The following is a 20,595-nucleotide window of genomic DNA, read 5'->3' on the forward strand; positions in this document are numbered from 1 at the left end:
AACTAAAAATTAAGGGTTGCAGTTAAGAAGAAACGTCTTGGTAAAATTGGTCTTCCGAAGAAAAACTCAGCAGTACCAGACTGGTTAATGTTTCTTGGATCTCCTTCTGTAACACCTTCGTCATTGAATAAATTGAATATTGAAAAACCAAGTCTTAATGTATCTCCGCTATCAACACCTCCCATTGGGAATTCATATCCTGCTCCTAAACGCGCTATTGTAATAGCATCTAATTCTACGTTGTTGTTATCTGCAGCAAACTTACTTCCGGTATGGTTGAAAGAAAACAGAGCATCCCAGTTACCATCATCGTAATACGCTCCAATAGACCCTAAGAAATTAGGTTGTCTTGCTAGTTTATTACCTTCATCTGCAGTTGTTGTTGTATTAGCTACTAAATCTGTTCTTTCGTTTTTCGTAATCTCGTGTGCCTGATATGTTGCTGTACCTCTAAGGTTGAAGTTTTCTGCAAATCTCCAATCGAAAGTAGTTTCTAAACCAATAGTTCTTGTGCTTTGATCTGATCTAAATAAATCAACCAATACACCATTATCAAACCCTTGGTCAATTTTAATTCTATCGCTTAAGCCTACGTAGTATCCAGCAAAAGATCCTTTAAACTTTGGTGTACCTACTTTTGCACCTGCTTCAAATTGTATAATTCTTTCAGAATCGTATTTACTTCCTGTTACACCAGTTGCAATTGGAGCAAATCCTCTAAGCTGTGGAAAGAAATATCCTTTTGAGAAGTTAGCATATAAATTAACTGCATCGCTTAGTTTATATAAACCGGCTAAAGATACAGCCCAATCTGTAACATCTACATCGGCACGTGTAAAGCTTCCATCTGCAAAACGAACGTTAGCTAATTCTGGAGTTAACTCTGGATTATCATACACTTGAGACTCTACAATGTTTCCATTATTAAAAGTTCCTTTTGTATTTTCAATTCTAAAACCAATATCAAAACGCCATTTATCTAAAACCATCTCATCTGTTAAATAGAATGCCGTTCTACTTTGAGATAAAAATCTATTAGATGTCATACCAATTCTATTATACAACCCACCTTCAGAGAAGATCACATTATTTCCTCCTGCATCTGTATAGCTTAAGTTTACTAATTTAGGATTGTTATTAAATTCAGATAAAACTCTATACTGATAGTTTACATCTTCTGCTTCTGTACGTGCTAAAAACACACCACCAGTAATATTGTGAGTTCCGCTAGGGACTTCTATAGTCTTAGTTAAAGACGCTTCTCCCGAATAATCAGTCATAGGTCTTAATCTATCAATATGTAAATTATCAACTACCAAATCTGAACCACTAATATCTGATGATGTTCCCTGGTATTGCGCTGAAAATCCTAAGTTTCCAGGAGCTACATTATTAACATATTCGTTTAATGTAATTGGATTGTTATTTGCGCCATTACCTCCTACATATAAGGCAAAGTTGTGCTTATAGTTAGCATATCTAACTTTAGATTTAAATTTTAAATCGTCTGAAAAATTATATTTAAAATCCCCCATTAAGTATCCACCTTGTGTATGCACACCATCTTCAATTGGGCTTTTATAAACACCACCAGGAGTTAAGAATGATGTATGTGCTAACTCACCTGATAATAATTGAGAAACCTCATTACCATCATTACCTGCTAATCTTTTTCTTGATTCACCATCTAAAGGAAGTGGTAAAAAGAATTGCGCATTATCATTTATAAACTGACCATGAATTGTGAATGAGCCATTCTCAAATTTTTGTTTAATGTTTGCTCTAAACTGTACCCCTTTTGTTGGTAAACCTGTTTCAATTGGCCCATCATCTTTTCTAACAAAACCAGTAAAAGCATAGTAGGTATTAGATTCTTCTCCTCCTAGTTTTCCACCAGTATAAAAGTCGGTTTTAATACGTCCTTTGTCTGCCCACTCTACATTAATCATATTTTCTGCATTAGAATCTCCGGTTTTACTTGTATAGTTAATTATACCTGCAACAGATCCAGAACCGTATAACACGGCAGCACCACCTCTAACAAACTCAACGCCTTTAAATCCTATATCTGGTCTTGCATACACATCATGAGCAGAAGAGTTTAACCCAAACGTACTCATTAGCGGCATTCCATCATATTGTAATGGATTAAAAACATATTGCCCTCCAGAAGGCAAACCTCTAACAAAGATGTTAGATGCAGTTTCACCACCACCACCTTCAGCGGTAATACCTGGTATACTTCTTAAAACATCTGCTTGAGAGTTCACAGAAAGCTTGGTTATTTCTTTCTGTTTAAGTGAGCTAATAGACATTGGAGTATCCTTCTGCGATCTAAAAGTTGCCGATGCTGTTAAAACTACCTCATCTAAACTATTACCTCCTTCTTTAAGAACAATATTTAAGGTTATTGCAGTTCCGTTTAAATCAATATCCTGTGAAAACGTCTCATAGCCAATAAAAGACACTTGTAATTTTTGAGTTCCTGTTAAGCTTGTTGAAAAGCTAAAATTACCATCAAAATCTGTAGTTGCACCAGAAGAACTATTTACTATTAAAATATTAGCCCCTGTTACTGGTACCCCACTTGCATCTTTTACCGTTCCCGAAACATCGGTTTGCGAAAACGCAAACGAAACGCTAAAAATGCACGTTAATACAAAAATAATTTTTTTCATTTTATTTAGAATTAGTTAATTGTTTCTCAAATTTATAATCAATATCACAAAAAAAATGATAAAAATTTGCAATATTTGTACGCAAACGTTTGCGAAAACGTTTGCAATTTAAAATTTATTTTAAAATGAAAAAGGAATCTGTTTCGTTAAAAAAGTTAGCTCAAGAATTAAATTTATCTATTTCTACAGTCTCAAGAGCATTGAATGATCACCCCGACATAAGTGAAGATACCAAGCAAAAAGTCAAAGCTCTAGCAAGTCGTCTTAACTATGTACCTAATATTTTTGCCAAAGGGTTTAGGCAACAAAAAACAAACATTATTGGAGTATTGGTACCAAACATAACCCATTACTTTACATCCACTATTTTAAAAGGCATTTTAGATGAAGCCGCCTTAAAAGGGTACCGCGTAATTATTTCTGAGTCTAATAACGATGCTATAAAACAAACTGAAATGTTAAACACAATGTTACAGTTTAATGTTGACGGTATTTTAATGTCTATTTCTAAAGTAACTAGAGATATTGACGATATCTTAAGAGTGATTAATAATGTTCCTTTAATACTATTTGATAAAGCCTCAGATAAAATACCATGTTCTCAAGTGGTAATTAATGAAGAAGAGGCAGCATATAATGCCATTGAACACTTAATTAATATCGGGAAAAAGCGTATTGCCATTATTAAGGAAAATGAATATTCATACAACTCCGAAAGGCGTTATGCAGGTTACTTAAGAGCTCTTAAAGAGCATAACATTGCTATTGATGAAAAAATCATTATTAGCGTTGATGATATTTCTCAGAGACAAGGCAAACGAATGGCCAATTTGCTTCTGAGTCTTAAAAAGAAACCTGATGCCATTTTTGCCATTACCGATAGTGCAGCTATTGGCGTTATACAAACTCTAAAAAAGTTTAACGTTAAAATACCCGAAGAGATAGCTGTTATTGGGTTTAGTAATTCTAGAAATTCCACAATCATAGAGCCCATGCTAACTACTGTAGACCAACCAGGACAACGTATTGGTTCAACGGCTGTAAAATATCTTGTGGAGGAAATCGAAGACCCCAACTCCATTGGCAATAAAACAGTTGAAATTAAAGGGAATCTTATAATTAGGGATTCTACATTTAAAGCCGCTGTTAGTTAATTTAATTGATATTTTAACTTTTGGTATTTCAATTTTAATATTTTTGCCTACATGGATATAATAGACTCAATTATTTTAGGTATAATTCAAGGACTTACAGAATTCTTACCGGTATCATCTAGTGGTCACTTAGAATTAGGAAAAGCAATCTTAGGCGACAACTCTGTACCTGAGGAAAGTTTACTTTTTACTGTGGTCCTACACTTTGCGACAGCGTTAAGTACCATAGTTATTTTTAGAAAAGACATTCTAGATATTATTAAAGGTTGTCTGAAATTTAAATGGAATGAAGACTTGCAATTTCTTTTTAAAATTGCCGTTTCAATGATTCCTGCTGTTGTAGTTGGATTGTTTTTTGAAGAACAACTAGAAGCCCTTTTTAGCGGAAATATATTGCTTGTTGGTTGTATGCTTATCATTACCGCAGCGCTATTATTTTTAGCCGATAAGGCCAAGGACACCAATAAAAAAGTAAGTTTTAGCAATGCTTTTGTTATTGGTATATCTCAAGCCATTGCAATGCTGCCAGGTATATCAAGATCTGGTGCTACAATTTCCACTTCCGTTTTATTAGGAAACGATAAAACCAAAGCGGCTCGTTTTTCATTTTTAATGGTAGTTCCTCTAATTTTCGGAAAAATTGCAAAAGACATATTAAGTGGCGATATTTCTATGGAGAGTCAAAACTTTACAGCATTATCAGCTGGTTTTATTGCTGCGTTTGTAGCAGGACTTTTTGCTTGTACTTGGATGATTGCCTTAGTTAAAAAGAGTAAACTCTCTTACTTTGCTATTTACTGTGTCATTGTTGGTTTAATTGCCATAGTTGTTTCGTTTTTAAACTAGTTTATGACTGCTGAAGATTATCAATCGGGTCAAGTTTTATTAATTGACAAGCCTTTGCATTGGACCTCCTTCCAAGCGGTTAATAAGATACGCTGGAAAATTAGAAAGACATTTAACCTAAAAAAGATTAAAGTTGGCCATGCAGGTACTTTAGATCCTTTGGCCTCTGGCTTGTTAGTTATATGCACTGGTAAAAAGACCAAAGAAATAAATACTTACCAAGGACAAATAAAAGAATATACTGGCACTTTTGTTATTGGAAGCACTACGCCTTCTTTTGACCTTGAAACTGAAATTGATAAACATTATCCAACAGAGCATATTTCTGAAGCCCTTATTCATTCTACCACAAAACAATTTATTGGAGATATAGCGCAATATCCGCCTGTTTTTTCCGCTATAAAAAAAGATGGGAAACGGCTTTATGAATTTGCAAGAGAAGGTAAAGATGTTGAAATAAAGTCGAGAATAGTTAGTATTTCAGAATTTGAAATCACTAATGTAGAGCATTCAAACTCAGCTAAAGATGGTATAAACGTAAATTTCAGAGTAGTTTGCAGTAAAGGTACCTATATACGTTCTTTAGCTAATGATTTTGGGAAGGCTCTAAATTCTGGAGCTCATTTATCTGTTCTGCGCAGGACAAAAATTGGCGATTTTAAGGTAGAAAATGCCCAATCTATTGAAGCTTTCATAGACAGCTTTGAAAACTAAATTTTCAGTTTTTGCGTATATTGTTCTAAAGAAACCTACTTAATTGCATTTAAAAGATCAACATAAAGCATTATTAATTACCGTTCTTATTGCAGGAACGGTGGTGTTATCTGTTTTTAGTCTTAGCCTTAAACAACATGAAAAAGGCATAGCCGAAACCTTCTATGAAATAGAACCAGAAGAAGAACTTACCGAAGAAGAGCAAAAAATGATTGAGGCCTTAGAAAAACTAAACAATTCTAAAGCTGAGACCAATAGCGCTTTTAATGAAACTAAAAGTTCTAACAGATTTGCCCAAGCTTATAAGGCTATTGCTCCACCCGAAGATTACACACCAGAACACACTGCGATTAATAATTCGGAAGCTCTTAACAACTATAAGGAAAAATACAAAAACACGCACAAGGAAGAATTAGACAAGGAAGCACTTGACCAATTTGACAAAGCCAACGACGTGTTAAAAAAGCAACAAGAAAAAGCCAATAATTCCAGAAGTACTATTGGGTTCTCTCTTAAAAACAGAGATAAGGTTCATATACCTATACCTATTTATCTTTGCGAAGAAAACGGTACAATAGTAGTGACTATTACCGTAGATGCTAAAGGTAATGTAACTGATGCTTATATAAACTCCAGTTCAAATTCTGACAATGAATGTTTAATAGAACATGCCTTGGAATACGCAAAGGAATCTGTTTTTAGTTCAGACGCTTCAAAAGCAACCCAAATTGGCACAATTACTTTTAATTTTATTGGTAAAAACTAGGCTGAAATTTTCTAAGCATTTGGGTAACATCTTCAACAACAGTTGCTCCTTTATCATTATTATACCAATGCTGTAAGTCTTCTTTAAAGTCTGCTGTTAGACTGCCATGTTCTGCTTTAAATCTATTTACATAGCCAGTAGCTTCGCTTGGTCTAGGGCCATATGTATCTAAAACATCTCCAGTCTCATCATCTAGCATTATAAGTTTAGGGATTGCCTTTCCCCCATTAGTTAAAAACATATCCATTAAGGCTTCATTTTCATCTCTTAACACCACTTTCATATCAATGTTTTCACTTAAATCGGCTATTTTATTTAAAACAGGCATTACGTGAGCAGCATCACCACACCAACTTTCAGTAATCACTAACCATGTCACTTTTCTATCAAAATCTGCAAATCTCTTCTTAGCAGCCTCATCAATTTTAAGTGTTTTATCCCAACGTTTCATGCGTCTGTTACTTAACTTTGTAAAATCAATTCTTGATTCACTTTTATCATCACCTGTTGTATCTTTATCCTCTACTAATTGAATAACCATATTACGATATGCCTCATAAGACACACTATTCTCCATACTAGATTTAATAACTGTATTCATTATATCATTGTTTTAGTGACAAGACAAAATTAGTATCTTGCTAAGCGTTTTAAGATGACTTTTGTCATGGACATACATTAAAACTTACAACCAATGAGCAAAAAAAATAGATGTAGCTGGTGTGAAGGCGATGATTTATATGAAAAATATCATGATGAAGAGTGGGGTGTTCCAGAATATGAAGACGATAGATTATTTGAATTTCTAATTCTTGAAACCTTTCAAGCCGGATTAAGCTGGATAACTGTTCTACGTAAACGTGAAAACTTCAGAAAAGCTTTTAACGGATTCGATTATAAAAAAATAGCCACTTATAATCAAGAGAAAATTGATGACTTACTTCAGGATTCTGGAATAATTAGAAATAAATTAAAGGTAAAGGCAACGGTAACCAATGCTCAGGCTTTTATAAAAATTCAAGATGAATTTGGAAGTTTTAGTAAATACATCTGGGGATTTGTAAATGGCAAGCCCATTAAAAATGCTTTTAAAACTTTAAAAGAAGTACCTGCAAATACACCTTTAAGCGATGCTATTAGTAAAGACCTAAAAAAGCGAGGTTTTAAATTTGTAGGCACAACAGTAGTATATGCCTATATGCAAGCAACTGGCATGGTAAATGACCACTTAACCAGTTGCTTTAGGTATAATGAGGTCTAAAATTACAGACTTACGTTCTTTGTAGTTCTATTTTTCTTTTTCGCCGAAACCTCAATAGTCTTTTTACTAGCTCCTTCGCCTATGATTAAATTGTAAAGCCCTTCTTTATGAACTTTTGGTTGATATGAGCTGCCCTTTATTCTATGAGAAGAAATGACTTCTCCAGAAGTTTTATGAACTACTGTTACAACTTGATTGGATTTAGAAATTTCTAACTTAGGCAATTCAAATCCGTTTTCTATAGCATAATTACTTTCTTGAGTAACTGTTATTGGCCATCCGAGATATTGTTGACTGTTTGGATTACTCATATCAACATTTCTCCCCCAACACTCAAAAGTAACTTGTCTTTTAGGTTTGTTATATCTAATAATACCATATCCTGCAGCTCGAGTGTTTAATCTATCTCCAGACTCCATATCTTCCTTAAAGTTAGGGTTTGCAATAGCATTAACAGTAATTTTATTATTGAAACCATCTAGGAATTCGCCTGTGTAATATGGTGCACCTTTCTTTCTATTCTTACCTGGTTCTTTTGGATCCCACCAGCGCACCCAGAAATTAGCAACAGCTGGTACCGCAAATGAGTAGCCAGCATCATTCCAATCATCTACTCCATGATGGATTACAGATCCCAAATGTTGGTCACCTGCCACCATGGTAGAAAAGCTCTTTCTTATAACTTTTAACGCCTTATTTCTTCCTTTTTGGGGCCATCCATTAGAATCGAAGTCAAAACGTATTTCATTTTTGCCTTTATTACCATAGTTAGCGGATTTACAAAAAATTGTTTGCGATAAAACTGATTTCATTTCTGCATCCTCCCAATCTGTTGTCCAATCTTCTAAAAAGTCTAATTGTCTTTTCCCAAGCATTGTTGCTTTTGGGTCGTCAAATAGTTTAGGATCAATGGCATTAAAACCACCCTTGTTTTGCTTTCTAACCTTATCTGTTATAGGCTTAGGTCCTGTTTTAAACTTTCTATCTTCTAGAATAGCAAAACTCATTCCTCCCCATTTTAAATCCGTGTAATATACCCCAATACCTCTTTCTATAGGTGTTGCGTCATAGGGATCTGGTAAATGACTAGTTTGCGCTCTTTCAACTTCTTTCACATATTCTACGGGCATATAGTAACCTCCCATGTTGCCATGGCGTGTTGGTGCAACTTTTCCACCAGCTCCCCATAAATTCCCTTGTCCAATATCATGATCATCAGGTAGTGTAATGGTTGGTGTATTTCTAATAATTTCACCAAAATCCCTTCCAAATTGCAACCAGTGAATCAAATGAAAACTATGATCATAAACCTGATCTCCAGCAAAGTATAATAAATCTGGTTGTATTTGTTTTAAGTTGTTTATGATGTCTGTTTTAGGAATATTGCCATCATGTCTTGAGTAAATTGAATTACATGAAAAAGCCGCCATAACAAATTCATCTTTATGTACTGGGTTTTTTCGTATTAAACCTTCGTAAAAAGCTTTATCCATGAAGTTTACCCTATACGCTACGTCTTTGGTATCGTCCCAATTATCTAATCGAAAATGTGCTGTATATCCAGGATAATGAATTCTGGAATGCGAAACTGTTTTCCACTCACCGTTTTCTTTTAGTTCCAAACTAGCCTCAAAGGGTTCAAAATTTTGAATTGGGTAGAATTGAGCCGTCATTTTTACGGTATTTTCGTGTACAGTATACAACGCAAAACAAATACGGTCTTTAGGTTTAAGTTTTTTAGAATATTCGAATGTTCCTAAATCCTGAGCCCTTACTATACCGGAAGCAAAAACTAATACTATAAACAGAACTAATGCGTTTTTTATAAACCTCATAACTAAAAATATTTTCTTAAAAATAAATAACAACTTAGGCTTATCACAGTTCGTATACTATTTTTTTAACTACATTTGGTTTATTACTAGTATTTAAAGCTTATTCAAAAGTATTGTATACTTTTTGTATAATGGGTAGACTTTTCTTTGGAATTAAAAAGCAATACTATTAACATTAGAAACTCTAGAAATTCGTTTTCTAGCCTTATGAACTTGAATATGTACGTTGTTAAATACCTCTCTTTAGTTTGCACTATTTTTTTATCTTTTTCGGCATTTTCTCAAGATTATTTTGATGTCTTAGGAGAAACCACGTTGTCCTTTAACCACAGTATTTCAAAAAAGTATAACGCCAGTTTTATTTTTAGAAGTCGCTATTTTTTACACAAGAGCAACCTAGATTATGAACAACAGCAAGTTGATGTCTTTCACTTTTCAAATTTTAATGTTGGGAATTCTAATAAGATTGGTTTTGGCTTTTATTATCGTAATAGAGATTGGTTTAATTCTGGGAGTGATGAAATTCGCCTTTTACAGGAATATACTTTAGGCAGGCAGAAAATAGGATTTAAGTTAGGGCATAGACTTAGGCTTGAACAACGTTTTTTTGACACTTATACTGTGTATAGGCCGCGATATAGATTTGCCGTAGATTTACCCTTAAATGGAGATACACTAGATATTGGAGAAGCCTATTTCATTGGAAGCACAGAGGCTTTATGCAGTATTAGTAAAGAACACTCCCCCCTTCTTGACCAAAGGTTTACCTCATTTATTGGCTGGTTGATAAGTGAAAATGTAAAATTACAAAGTGGTTTAGAATATAGATGGGAGAACTACAACACAAAAGCAAACAACTACTTGTATTTTGCTACCTCGGCACTGTTCAAAATTTAACTCACTTTACCTCAATATTGATAATTTTATCTATTCTAAATCCTGTATTGTCTTTTACCCAAGCTTTGAGTTCGTAAGATCCAGTATTCATATTTTTGAGCGATGCCGTATTGTTAGCGTTCCATAAAAAGGGGGCATTTTTCTTAACTCCAAGATATTCCCCATTTAAAACAAATCCTACCGTTTCAATTTCAATATTAGATTCAATAACTAAATTCACCGTTAAATCTGTGCCGACAGGATATACATTACCATCTTTAATGTTTTCAAAAGAGATATTTACATCAAACCCTTTAAAATCTTTTGCTATTTCAATATCTTGTTTAACGTCTGCAGTTAGGGCATTCCAATCCATTTTACCAGTACGCGCAAGAACTTTAGGAAGGTACTGTTCATCTAAAACTTGCGCATACAGCTTCCAATGTATTAGAGCTTTTTCAAGGTGATTTACGGCGTTTTTCTGATGAGATTTTTCTTGAGTGTTTGCATACAGCGCTAATTCAGTGGCGCCTCTTATTTTTTCGCTGTAGTAATTACCCAAATGGGCAAAAGCAATAATATCATTTTTTACAAGTTGTAATTCAGACTCATCCTTTGCTTTAACTGTATTAATTAAATCTAAAGCAGTTCCCGAATAGTTTTCTAAATTATTAGCAACATCAAAAGGTGTAATATCGGATATCTTTTCTTTATTCATAACTTTTTGACAGTAGTCCGCTATATTCAAAATCCCGCTACCCTCCATAGTGAAGCCAACCATAAAATCTTTTACTGTTAAAAACTTACCACTTTTACAGCCCTCAGGATACCAGTTACCGTCCCAATCTCTCCAGGCAAAACGCGTAGTCTGAGGAATAATTTTTGAAGCAGTTTTCCAAGCCTTGTATAGATTATCAATAGTACTGGTCTTAAAACGCTGTTTTAAATGAATTTTAAAAACATCTTGCGATAGCTGCGGATTGTAACCTAGCCTACCCCAGAGCATAAAATTATACCAATGCTTACTAATCTCTGTTTTTCCTTGAAATAATGGCTTTTTACTAGAATACACTCTTCCCCAAGTGTATCCGTCTGACCCCATTAGATAACCTGCTGTCTTTTCTTTATCAAAACCCAATAAAAAATCTCGTGTAAACTCTGGATCTCCCCACCTTAGATAGAACATATCATCATTTCTCACATTCCACCAACTCTTGGTACCTTCTGGCATTTCCTCCAATAAAAAATCTTCAAAAACGATATTGGGGCTAGAATACATATGAGCTCTGGCATATTTAAAACTAAACTCAAAAGCTCCATCATAATCTTTAAAATGATTCATAATATCACTACATGCCGTATTCCAATGTCGGTGAATAAATCTAATTTCACGATTAGGTTGCTGCTTCTTAGCATCCATTATTCCTTGAACATAGGTGTCCCATAACCATTTTTCACGTTCATCAAAGTTCAGATCACGCATACGCTCTCCAGCGGTAACCCCAATTCCAGAAATATGTGGGTAGGTTAACAAAAATTTCTCTACAGATTTTCTTAAATATACTTTAGTATTTTCATTTGTCCCTTTATGGGTAATACCATATTTACCTTCTGCTGTACTTAAGAATATATTCCATGTAAAATAAAAAATATCAATAGATCTGTTCTTAGCATATGTCATAACTTCTTGCCAAAAGGCAATTTTTTCTTCAATAGTCATTTTCTTGACTAAGTTCCCATAACCATCTGTAACATCATGTATTACTACATCTGGATACTCTTCTAATGCTATCATGCAGGTAAATGGGTGTTTAGTCCAAAAGGATAAAGTATTATAACGATACCTAGCTAAATCATCGAGGTATGATTTCCAGAATGTAATATCCCAAACATCTTTAATATTACTTTTGTCTTGATCTCCATCACTATCAAAACTATGCGATTTATTATCTAAAGCAATGTTGAATTTAATTCCTCTCTTCTTTAAGTAGGGAGAGGCCTCCTCATTATAAACTCCATCTAATGCATTAAAAGCTATATTTTCTGCTATTTGAAGTCCGCCGTACATAGCTCCGGCAACATCGCCTCCAACTACCCAATAACTTAAATAATTATCTTTTAAGGTTCTTAAGGCATAGGCTTGTTCAGAAAGTTTATTAATGACATTTAAGTTTGGGCCTTCTTTATGAAGCTGATCTAACAACGCTTTATTGGAATGTAGGGTTAAAACTATTTTATCTGAAGTATTGTAACTTGAAATTTGTTTTAAAGGCCTTAGGGTAGATTGAAAGCCTTTATTTTTCAAGGCTATTTTAATCTCATTTGCTGCAAACTCAAATTGAGGAATATTGTGATCAAAAAAAATATTGATATTTTGAGAGACGATATTACTTGTTATCAAAAAAATAACCAGTAACATTTTAATTTTTTTCAACATAGAGATTGCATTATTTGCGTATTAATTAAGGAAATTGATAATGGCCAAATTCCAACACCATAAAAATTGAAATAGCAACTACAAAAAAGAGAATTACAAAAAAGACTATTTGTTTTTCTAGCCTAGAAAAAAAAGATATTTTGGGATCTAAGGTTGGCTTTATAAAATCTTCAATTTTATACTTAAATCTTTTGTAGAAGGATAGTTCAGAAACACTTTGCTGAGTTAATGCAGATTTAGATGTTTTTCTCATAATTAGATATTCGTATAAATTTAAAATGAGAGCGTTAAACAGCAAGATACGCTACTAATTTAGCCATTAAATACTAACCCCGTCTATAAAAAGCTTAAAAATTCTTTTCTAGATATCTCTTCTGCTCCTAAACTTTCTAAGTGGCTTGTATAAACTTGGCAGTCTATGAGTTGGTACTTTGAGTTATTTAAAAATGTAATAAACCCTACTTTACTTGCATTGCTAACCTTAGAAAACATACTTTCGCCGCAAAAAACACCATTGTTTAAATCTACACCGTACAATCCTCCAACTAATTTGTTGTTCTGCCATACTTCAATAGATTTAGCGTATCCTAAGACATTCAGCTTTACATAGGCATCAATCATGCTCTGAGTAATCCATGTACCCTGTTGCCCGTTACGTTTTATATTTGAACATTCTGTAACAACGTCCTTAAATGCCTTGTTTACCGTAACTACTAGACCAGAATTCCGCAACACCTGTTTCATACTTTTAGAAACCTTAAGCTTTTTAGGAAACAAAACAAATCTTGGATCTGGGCTCCACCATAAAATAGGCTGGTCTGTCTCGAACCAAGGAAATATCCCAGATTTATAAGCAAGCATTAATCTTTCTGCAGATAAATCGCCACCAATTGCCAATATACCTTCTGGTGTTGCTTTATTTACATCTGGAAACCATAACTCTTGGTTTAAGTAATACATAGTGTAAAAATAAAAAACCTCAACGTATTAATAATACATTGAGGTTATTTATGATTAAGATTCCCAACTTCGAGGGAATAACAAGTTAAATTTTAAAAAGGTAAATCGTCGTGATCTTCTTTATTTAATTCTCCTGCTGGCTCAAAAGCATCTGCTGGTGGTACTGGAGGCACATTTCCTGCTCCTGCATCTGCTTGTACTGCTTCAATTCTCCAACCTTGAATAGAGTTAAAATATTTGGTTTCACCTTGTGGATTAACCCATTCTCTCCCTCTTAAATTAATATTTACTTTTACCTGTTGCCCTACTTGATAGTTATTTAATAAGTCTGTTTTATCTTGAACGAACTCTACCATAATATGCTGTGGATATTGTTCTTCTGTAGTCACAACTATTTCTCTCTTTCTAAAACCATTTGCTCCAAAAGTTTGTGTCTCACCAATTACTTTTATTCTTCCTTGAACTTCCATTATTAATTTATATATAATTATTATTTACTCTTACTTAATAAAATTTTCCATGCACTTTCAACATCTCCAAAACTAAGATAATTACGTGCCAACTTATGTTTTTCTCTATGTGATGCCGTTTTAATGTTAGGGTACCTATGGCTTAAGTCATTAACAAACAGCTCCACTTCTGTTTCTGATGGCAACATTTCTACATTCCCTAACATTCCCAGGTCATTTCCAGTTAAAATCATTGAATTTTTCACAAAATCAGGAAAGCTATCTACACCTATACCTTGACTAGATATTGGTTTGGGTATTTCAAAAAATCCTTTTTTTGCCCGTGCATACACGCTACCACCTGCCCTTGATACAAGATCTAACTTGGTCTGATTAATAGTTTTATCTTCATTTAAAACCTCACCATCAATATGAAATTTTACGACTTCACAAATTACCAAATTACCAGCACCTCCTTGATCTCCTAAAGCTTTAATTTCATTAACCTTACACTCAAATTGTACAGGAGATTCGGCTACTCTAAATGGCTTAACCATATCAGATTCTAACATAGTTAGTCCTGCCTTATCAAACTCATTAACACCTTCTGGGTATTCTGAACTAGTTAATGACATTTGATGTACCAAATCATAATTAACTACGTTAATAACTACCTCTTTAGTCTTTTCTATATTTTGTAAGGTATGCTTAGTTGTATTGTCTCGCACTCTCCTGGCAGGAGAAAAAATCAATATTGGAGGATTAGCACTAAACACATTAAAAAAACTAAAAGGTGATAAGTTTGGAGTTCCTTTTTCATCAACCGTACTTGCAAAAGCTATCGGTCTTGGAGCAATAGCATTTAATAAATAACTATGTAGTTTGCTGGTTGATAAATCTCTAGGTTCAAACGATGCCATCAAATAATTTTATTTCAACAAATGTAACCAATATCTTATGCAACTAAAAACCAATTTACTAACAAGTAGCACAATAATATTAACAGATTTACATTATATTTCAGTATAAAATTAAATTTTAATGATTTTCACGAATCAAAACAACACTTTCCGTTGGATAATTGTAATAGCTTCATTTATAGTTGTTTCGGGTATAATGTGGAAAACCTATCAGTTTTTTATGCTTTTTAAGCATGAAGAAAGGGTTAAAATGGAAATATGGGCCTCTTCTCAATCTGATTTGATTAAGACAGACAATTTAGATGCTAATATGGGCGATTTACCTCTAAAAGTAATTACTAGTAATAAAACCACTCCAATGATACTAGTTAATAGAGATGGTAGTATTGATTTTAATAATATAGACCCAGTTAAAGCAAAAGACTCTATTTACATAAATAAACTAATACGTAAATATGAAAAGGAGAATGATCCTATAAAAGTAATATTTGATGGAAAAACATTTAGCACAATCTACTATGGAAACTCTCCCTTGCTTAATAAGGTTAAATATTATCCTCTTTTTTTAATACTAATTGTAATTCTCTTTGCTGCAGTGATTTTCTTCTTTTACAGTAGTAATAAAAATGCAACTCAAAATAAGTTATGGTCTGGTATGGCTAAAGAAACTGCCCATCAGATTGGAACTCCATTATCTTCTCTAATCGGTTGGACCGAAATTTTAAAAAGTGAAAATGTTAATCCAGATTATATCTTAGAAATAGAAAAAGATGTAGATCGGTTAAAAATTATTACTGAACGCTTTAGTAAAATTGGCTCATTGCCAACCTTGGAAATGACGAATATCGTAGAAGAAACTATTGCTTCTTATGACTATCTTAAATCAAGAGCTTCTAATTTAATAGAATTTGAATTCACTAAAAGCACAGATTACATTCCTGTTAACTTAAACAAACAATTATACAGTTGGACCATTGAAAATCTGGTTAAAAATGCCATTGATGCTATGAAAGGGCGAGGCAAACTTACTGTTGAAATTGCAGAGTTAGAAGACAATGTAAAAATTAAGGTATCCGATACTGGAAAAGGTATTGCGAAAAAAGACTTTAAGAAAATTTTCGAGCCTGGATACACCACCAAAAAACGTGGTTGGGGACTCGGTTTATCACTAACCAGGCGTATTATAGAAGATTTTCATAATGGTAAGATAAAGGTACTTCATTCTGAAAAAGACAAAGGCACCACAATTCAAATAACATTGAAGAGTTCTTAAGCAAGAAAATTATCTTGAATGGATTTGGCTATTTCTTGAAATTCTTCTGAAGTTAAACTGGTTTTCTTTATAAATCGCGCGTCTTCCATAGAATGCAACGGAATTAAATGCACATGTGCATGCGGTACTTCTAGACCAATTACTGATACGCCAACACGTTCACAAGGCATCACTTTTTCTATGGCCAGAGCTACTTTTCTTGAAAAACTCATAAGTCCATTATAGGTAGCTTCATCTAAATCAAAGATTTTGTCTACTTCTTTTTTTGGTATACAAAGGGTATGCCCTTTACTATTTGGGTTAATATCTAAAAATGCCAAGAACTCACTAGTTTCTGCAACCTTGTAGCAAGGTATTTCGCCATTAACTATTTTAGTAAAAATCGAAGCCATACAACTCTAAACGTATTATCGTGTTATTTCAATAACATCAAATTTCATTATACCATTAGGAACTTTTATCTCGGCTACATCTCCAACAGATTTACCTAATAACCCCTTACCAATAGGAGAGTTTACCGATATTTTACCCGTTTTTAAATCCGCTTCACTTTCCGCAACCAAAGTATAAGTCATTTCCATACCGTTGGTTTGATTTTTTATTTTAACTGTAGATAAAGCCAATACTTTAGAAGTATCTAATTGAGATTCATCTATAACTCTTGCATTTGCTAAAGTCTCTTCCATTTTAGAAATTTTCATCTCTAACATGCCCTGAGCTTCTTTTGCAGCATCATATTCTGCATTTTCACTTAAATCTCCCTTATCTCTTGCTTCTGCAATGGCTTGAGATGCTTTTGGACGTTCAATATCCTTTAACTGATTTAACTCGTCTCTTAATTTTTTTAAACCTTCTGCCGTGTAATAAGATACTTTACTCATAACTTCATATTAAATAATTAATAATTTCTTTCGTTATATCTAAAAAAAGAACCCGAAACAAGTTCGGGACAAAAGAAAAAATCTCGTTGACACGAGATTGTAAGGCAAATATACAAAATATTTAAGTTGATTTACTTTTTGTTGTAAATTGCAAACCATTTTTATTGACTATGAAATTATTTTTTTGCGCCCTTTGTTTTGTTGTTTTAACCGCGTGTAGCAGCAATTCTGGTGAAGATGAAAATTGCAAATTTTTATTGAATATTAACGTTCAAGAAACTGTAAATCTAAGCTTACCTCAATTCAGCCAATTACAATTTGCCGGTAATTCTGTTTACATACCTAATGCGGGTAACGGGGGCATTATTGTAGCAAGTACAGGGTTTGATTTTTATGCTTGGGATGCAAGTGATCCAAACAAAACACCTTCGCCTTGCTCAATTTTGGTGCCTTCTGGTTTAAATGCTAGTTCTACATGTACTGATAAAAACACCTATAACCTTATTACTGGTGAGCCCGAAAACCCGAGCCTTAGATGCTCTTTAAAGTTTTATAGAATAGAAAAAAACGGAAATAACCTTTTAATTTTTAATTAGAAATTACCCAATTCCGTCCTTTAAATTAATAAAACTAGTATTTGGAATTGCTGCTTCTAAAAACTCTATTGCGCGTTTACTCCTTATTCCAGACTTACAATATACTACAACTGGCTTATTAATTTCAATTTCGGTATATCTAGCTGGTAACTCATTTAATGGTATATGCTTCCCCCCAATACTATCTTGCGCTCTTTCCCAATGGTCTCTTACATCTAATAAATTGTAAGCCATTTTCTTTCCATTAAAAACTTCTAAAGTAATTTCTTCATCAACTTGAGGAAGACCACAAAACACGTCATAATTATCTTCTAAAACCTGGATATTAATGGCTTCATTTTTATTGAAATTAAACGACATTTGATTCATGGTAAGCGCATTAAAAGTGAGTAGTTTTCCTGAAAGCACTTCTCCAATACCAAGAATCATTTTTAAAGTTTCGTTGGCCTGATAACTGCCTACAATACCAGGTAAAACTCCTAAAACACCAATATCAGAACATGAAGGAACAGCTCCAGGGCTTGGCGGTGTTGGATACAAACATCTATACGTTGGTCCATTGTTATAATTGAAAACCGTTACTTGCCCTTCAAACTTAAAAATAGAACCAAAAACTAAGGGTTTATTAGTAATTACCGCTGTATCATTACATAAATAACGGGTTTGAAAATTATCTGAACCATCAACTATTATATCATACTTTTTAAATAAGCCTAACGCATTTTCATTCGTTAAAAATTCTTGATAGACTTTAAATTTCACAAATGGGTTGAGCGACTTCAATCTATTCGAAGCACATTTAGCTTTAGCTTTTCCTACATCTTCAAATGCATATAATATTTGCCGTTGTAAATTTGAAACATCAACCACATCACCATCAACAATACCTATGGTACCAACACCTGCAGCTGTTAAATATTGAAGAACAGGACAACCTAAGCCACCTGCACCTACAACTAATACTTTGGCTTGTTTTAACTTTTCTTGACCTTCAGCACCAATTTCATTTAACCGTAAATGACGGCTGTATATTTTTTGTTCATTTTTACTTAACATAATAGCGCTATTTAAAACTTTCCCAATCTTTCCAAACGGGTTCTAAACCCTGTTCTTGAAGCATTCTCGCCACATCTTCTGTTGGTCTTTCATCCGATATTTCAAACTGTTCTAAAGTTTGTGGGTCTACCACGTATCCTCCAGGGTTAGTTTTAGACTCTGCGCTTACTGATGTTATACCTAACTGGACAACATTGTTTCTAAATATTTCACTTTCTCTAGTAGACAATGATAGCTCAACATCTTCATCTAATAACCTAAAAGCGCAAATAGTTTGTACTAGATCTTTGTCTGTCATTTCAACTTTAGGCTCCAAACCACCACTATGCGGACGTAACCTAGGAAATGAAATTGAATATTTAGTCTTCCAATAGGTTTTTTGTAAATATTTTAAGTGTAAAGCCGCAAAAAAACTATCGGCACGCCAATCCTCTAAACCAAATAGAGCACCCAAACCAATTTTATGAATTCCTGCCTTACCTAACCTATCTGGTGTATCTAAACGGTAATTAAAATTTGATTTTTTTCCTTTAGGATGATGCTTTTTATATTCTGCTCGGTGATATGTTTCTTGATATACTAAAACAGCATACAATCCTGCTTCAATAAGCGCTTCGTATTCATCTTGATTAAGCGGTTGTACTTCAATAGTAATATTAGAAAACCTATCATTTATAAGCTCAATAGCGTGTTTAATGTATGGTACTCCAACCGTTTTATTGGCTTCACCGGTTACTAATAAAATGTGATCGTATCCTTTCTCTTTAATGAACTCAACTTCTTTAATAATTTCAGAATCAGATAATGTTCTACGGGGTATTTTATTAGTCATGCTAAACCCGCAGTAAGTACAGATATTTTGACATTCATTAGACAAATACATTGGAATATACATCTGAATAGTATTACCAAAACGCTTTTTAGTTAACGCTTTACTTTGTAGGGCCATTTCCTCCAGATATGGGATAGCCGCAGGAGATAACAATGCTTTAAAATCTTCTAAATCTCGTTTAGATTTATTCAATGCAAACTCAACATCTTTAGATGTTTTAGCATGGATACTTGCAAGAGTGGCGTCCCAATTATAAGAATCAAATATATCTTGAAATGTTGTACTCATTTTAGTTTAAGAAGCTTGTTAACGGACTACTAGCCTCGGCATGTGTTTTCACACTAGCCAATTTTGCATTAAATGCCATTCTTCCAGCTTCAACAGACATTTTAAATGCCTTTGCCATGTCTACCGGATTTTGAGATACGGCAATTGCCGTATTAACTAAAACAGCGTCTGCACCTAATTCCATAGCGTATGAGGCATGAGATGGTGCTCCAATACCGGCATCTACAATAACAGGCACATTACTTTGCTCTATGATAATCTCAAGAAAATCCATTGTTTTCAATCCTTTATTGGTTCCAATTGGTGCTCCTAAAGGCATTACACATTGCGTCCCGACCTCTTCTAATCGCTTACATAATACAGGGTCGGCATGAATATATGGCATTACTACGAATCCTTGTTTTACCAATTCCTCCGCAGCCTTTAAAGTCTCTATTGGGTCTGGTAATAAATATTTGGGATCAGGATGAATTTCTAGCTTAACCCAATTAGTTTCAAGGGCTTCTCTAGCTAATTGTGCTGCAAAAATGGCTTCCTTAGCATCTCTTACTCCCGATGTATTTGGTAATAAATTAACGTGTGGTTGATTTATACTTTCCAACATTTTATCTTGTCCATTTTCTACATCAACACGTTTTAATGCTACTGTTACCAACTCACTTTCTGAGGCTAATATAGCCTGTGCCATTAAGTCATTAGAGCTAAATTTCCCAGTTCCAGTAAACAGTCTTGAATTAAATACTTTATCAGCTATTTTTAATGTATCACTCATC

The 20,595-nt window shown here is 33.7% G+C and carries 21 protein-coding genes; 8 read left to right on the top strand and 13 right to left on the bottom strand.

The annotated features are described in order from the left end of the window. Window positions 1-2 precede the first annotated feature (2 nt). Entirely contained in the window at window positions 3-2,678 is a 2,676-nt protein-coding gene (locus tag FUA24_RS22565) for a TonB-dependent receptor (protein ID WP_148545433.1), read from the bottom strand. Window positions 2,679-2,803: 125 nt separating this feature from the next. Between FUA24_RS22565 and FUA24_RS22570 the strand changes: the two genes are divergently transcribed. Genes FUA24_RS22570 through FUA24_RS22585 form a run of 4 tightly spaced genes read left to right on the top strand, consistent with a single transcriptional unit; the run spans window position 2,804 to window position 6,158 of the window. Next, the gene (locus FUA24_RS22570; RefSeq protein WP_148545435.1) at window positions 2,804-3,832 is read left to right on the top strand and encodes a LacI family DNA-binding transcriptional regulator; all 1,029 of its coding nucleotides are present in this window, start codon (window positions 2,804-2,806) and stop codon (window positions 3,830-3,832) included. A 51-nt stretch (window positions 3,833-3,883) separates the two neighbouring features. Continuing rightward, on the top strand, window positions 3,884-4,678 hold the full coding sequence (locus FUA24_RS22575) for an undecaprenyl-diphosphate phosphatase (protein WP_148545437.1): 795 nt from the start codon (window positions 3,884-3,886) through the stop codon (window positions 4,676-4,678). 3 nt (window positions 4,679-4,681) lie between these two features. Beyond that, window positions 4,682-5,392, top strand: coding sequence for a tRNA pseudouridine(55) synthase TruB (gene truB / locus FUA24_RS22580; RefSeq protein ID WP_148545439.1), 711 nt, complete (start codon window positions 4,682-4,684; stop codon window positions 5,390-5,392). A gap of 43 nt (window positions 5,393-5,435) precedes the next feature. After that, entirely contained in the window at window positions 5,436-6,158 is a 723-nt protein-coding gene (locus FUA24_RS22585; RefSeq protein ID WP_246147144.1) for an energy transducer TonB, read from the top strand. Here FUA24_RS22585 and FUA24_RS22590 read toward each other — a convergent pair. Further along, window positions 6,142-6,759 (bottom strand): thioredoxin family protein, encoded by a 618-nt coding sequence (locus tag FUA24_RS22590; RefSeq protein WP_148545441.1) that lies wholly within the window; start codon window positions 6,757-6,759, stop codon window positions 6,142-6,144. The genes FUA24_RS22585 and FUA24_RS22590 overlap by 17 nt on opposite strands. A gap of 93 nt (window positions 6,760-6,852) precedes the next feature. On the opposite strand from FUA24_RS22590, the gene FUA24_RS22595 reads away from it, so the two are divergent. Next, window positions 6,853-7,419, top strand: coding sequence for a DNA-3-methyladenine glycosylase I (locus FUA24_RS22595; protein WP_148545443.1), 567 nt, complete (start codon window positions 6,853-6,855; stop codon window positions 7,417-7,419). A 2-nt stretch (window positions 7,420-7,421) separates the two neighbouring features. Here FUA24_RS22595 and FUA24_RS22600 read toward each other — a convergent pair whose 3' ends face one another. Further along, window positions 7,422-9,254 carry an alkaline phosphatase D family protein gene (locus FUA24_RS22600; RefSeq protein ID WP_148545445.1) on the bottom strand — a complete coding sequence of 611 codons (1,833 nt, stop codon included), beginning with the start codon at window positions 9,252-9,254 and terminating at the stop codon, window positions 7,422-7,424. A gap of 147 nt (window positions 9,255-9,401) precedes the next feature. On the opposite strand from FUA24_RS22600, the gene FUA24_RS22605 reads away from it, so the two are divergent. Beyond that, window positions 9,402-10,151 carry a DUF2490 domain-containing protein gene (locus FUA24_RS22605; protein WP_187388366.1) on the top strand — a complete coding sequence of 250 codons (750 nt, stop codon included), beginning with the start codon at window positions 9,402-9,404 and terminating at the stop codon, window positions 10,149-10,151. 1 nt (window position 10,152) lies between these two features. Here FUA24_RS22605 and FUA24_RS22610 read toward each other — a convergent pair whose 3' ends face one another. From FUA24_RS22610 to FUA24_RS22630, 5 genes are all read right to left on the bottom strand, one after another. Beyond that, a complete protein-coding gene (locus tag FUA24_RS22610) occupies window positions 10,153-12,549 on the bottom strand; it encodes a hypothetical protein (RefSeq protein ID WP_148545449.1) in 2,397 nt (798 codons plus the stop codon). Window positions 12,550-12,592: 43 nt separating this feature from the next. Further along, window positions 12,593-12,820: a hypothetical protein gene (locus tag FUA24_RS22615; RefSeq protein WP_148545451.1), complete on the bottom strand. Its 228-nt coding sequence runs from the start codon at window positions 12,818-12,820 to the stop codon at window positions 12,593-12,595. An 83-nt stretch (window positions 12,821-12,903) separates the two neighbouring features. Then, window positions 12,904-13,527, bottom strand: a complete 624-nt coding sequence (gene aat / locus FUA24_RS22620; RefSeq protein ID WP_148545453.1) for a leucyl/phenylalanyl-tRNA--protein transferase — start codon at window positions 13,525-13,527, stop codon at window positions 12,904-12,906. A gap of 92 nt (window positions 13,528-13,619) precedes the next feature. Beyond that, window positions 13,620-13,997, bottom strand: a complete 378-nt coding sequence (locus FUA24_RS22625; protein ID WP_148545455.1) for a DUF3127 domain-containing protein — start codon at window positions 13,995-13,997, stop codon at window positions 13,620-13,622. 20 nt (window positions 13,998-14,017) lie between these two features. After that, window positions 14,018-14,896: a flavin reductase family protein gene (locus tag FUA24_RS22630; protein WP_148545457.1), complete on the bottom strand. Its 879-nt coding sequence runs from the start codon at window positions 14,894-14,896 to the stop codon at window positions 14,018-14,020. A 121-nt stretch (window positions 14,897-15,017) separates the two neighbouring features. On the opposite strand from FUA24_RS22630, the gene FUA24_RS22635 reads away from it, so the two are divergent. Next, complete coding sequence (locus FUA24_RS22635) at window positions 15,018-16,169, top strand: sensor histidine kinase (RefSeq protein ID WP_148545459.1); 1,152 nt, start codon at window positions 15,018-15,020, stop codon at window positions 16,167-16,169. Here FUA24_RS22635 and FUA24_RS22640 read toward each other — a convergent pair. Together FUA24_RS22640 and greA are read right to left on the bottom strand one after the other, a co-directional pair. Next, the gene (locus tag FUA24_RS22640) at window positions 16,166-16,561 is read right to left on the bottom strand and encodes an HIT family protein (RefSeq protein ID WP_148545460.1); all 396 of its coding nucleotides are present in this window, start codon (window positions 16,559-16,561) and stop codon (window positions 16,166-16,168) included. The two genes, FUA24_RS22635 and FUA24_RS22640, sit on opposite strands and share 4 nt — an antisense overlap. A 15-nt stretch (window positions 16,562-16,576) precedes the next feature. Next, a complete protein-coding gene (gene greA / locus FUA24_RS22645) occupies window positions 16,577-17,050 on the bottom strand; it encodes a transcription elongation factor GreA (protein ID WP_148545462.1) in 474 nt (157 codons plus the stop codon). Window positions 17,051-17,220: 170 nt separating this feature from the next. On the opposite strand from greA, the gene FUA24_RS22650 reads away from it, so the two are divergent. Beyond that, entirely contained in the window at window positions 17,221-17,646 is a 426-nt protein-coding gene (locus FUA24_RS22650) for a hypothetical protein (RefSeq protein WP_148545464.1), read from the top strand. Window positions 17,647-17,649: 3 nt separating this feature from the next. Here the strand turns inward: FUA24_RS22650 and moeB are convergent, their stop codons facing one another. The 3 genes from moeB to FUA24_RS22665 are packed head-to-tail and all read right to left on the bottom strand — an operon-like array spanning window position 17,650 to window position 20,594. Further along, on the bottom strand, window positions 17,650-18,702 hold the full coding sequence (gene moeB, locus FUA24_RS22655) for a molybdopterin-synthase adenylyltransferase MoeB (protein WP_394344236.1): 1,053 nt from the start codon (window positions 18,700-18,702) through the stop codon (window positions 17,650-17,652). Window positions 18,703-18,709: 7 nt separating this feature from the next. After that, window positions 18,710-19,822: a 2-iminoacetate synthase ThiH gene (thiH, locus tag FUA24_RS22660; RefSeq protein ID WP_148545468.1), complete on the bottom strand. Its 1,113-nt coding sequence runs from the start codon at window positions 19,820-19,822 to the stop codon at window positions 18,710-18,712. 1 nt (window position 19,823) lies between these two features. Continuing rightward, on the bottom strand, window positions 19,824-20,594 hold the full coding sequence (locus FUA24_RS22665; protein ID WP_148545469.1) for a thiazole synthase: 771 nt from the start codon (window positions 20,592-20,594) through the stop codon (window positions 19,824-19,826). Window position 20,595: the final 1 nt, after the last annotated feature.

It is taken from the genome of Seonamhaeicola marinus (genome assembly GCF_008085455.1).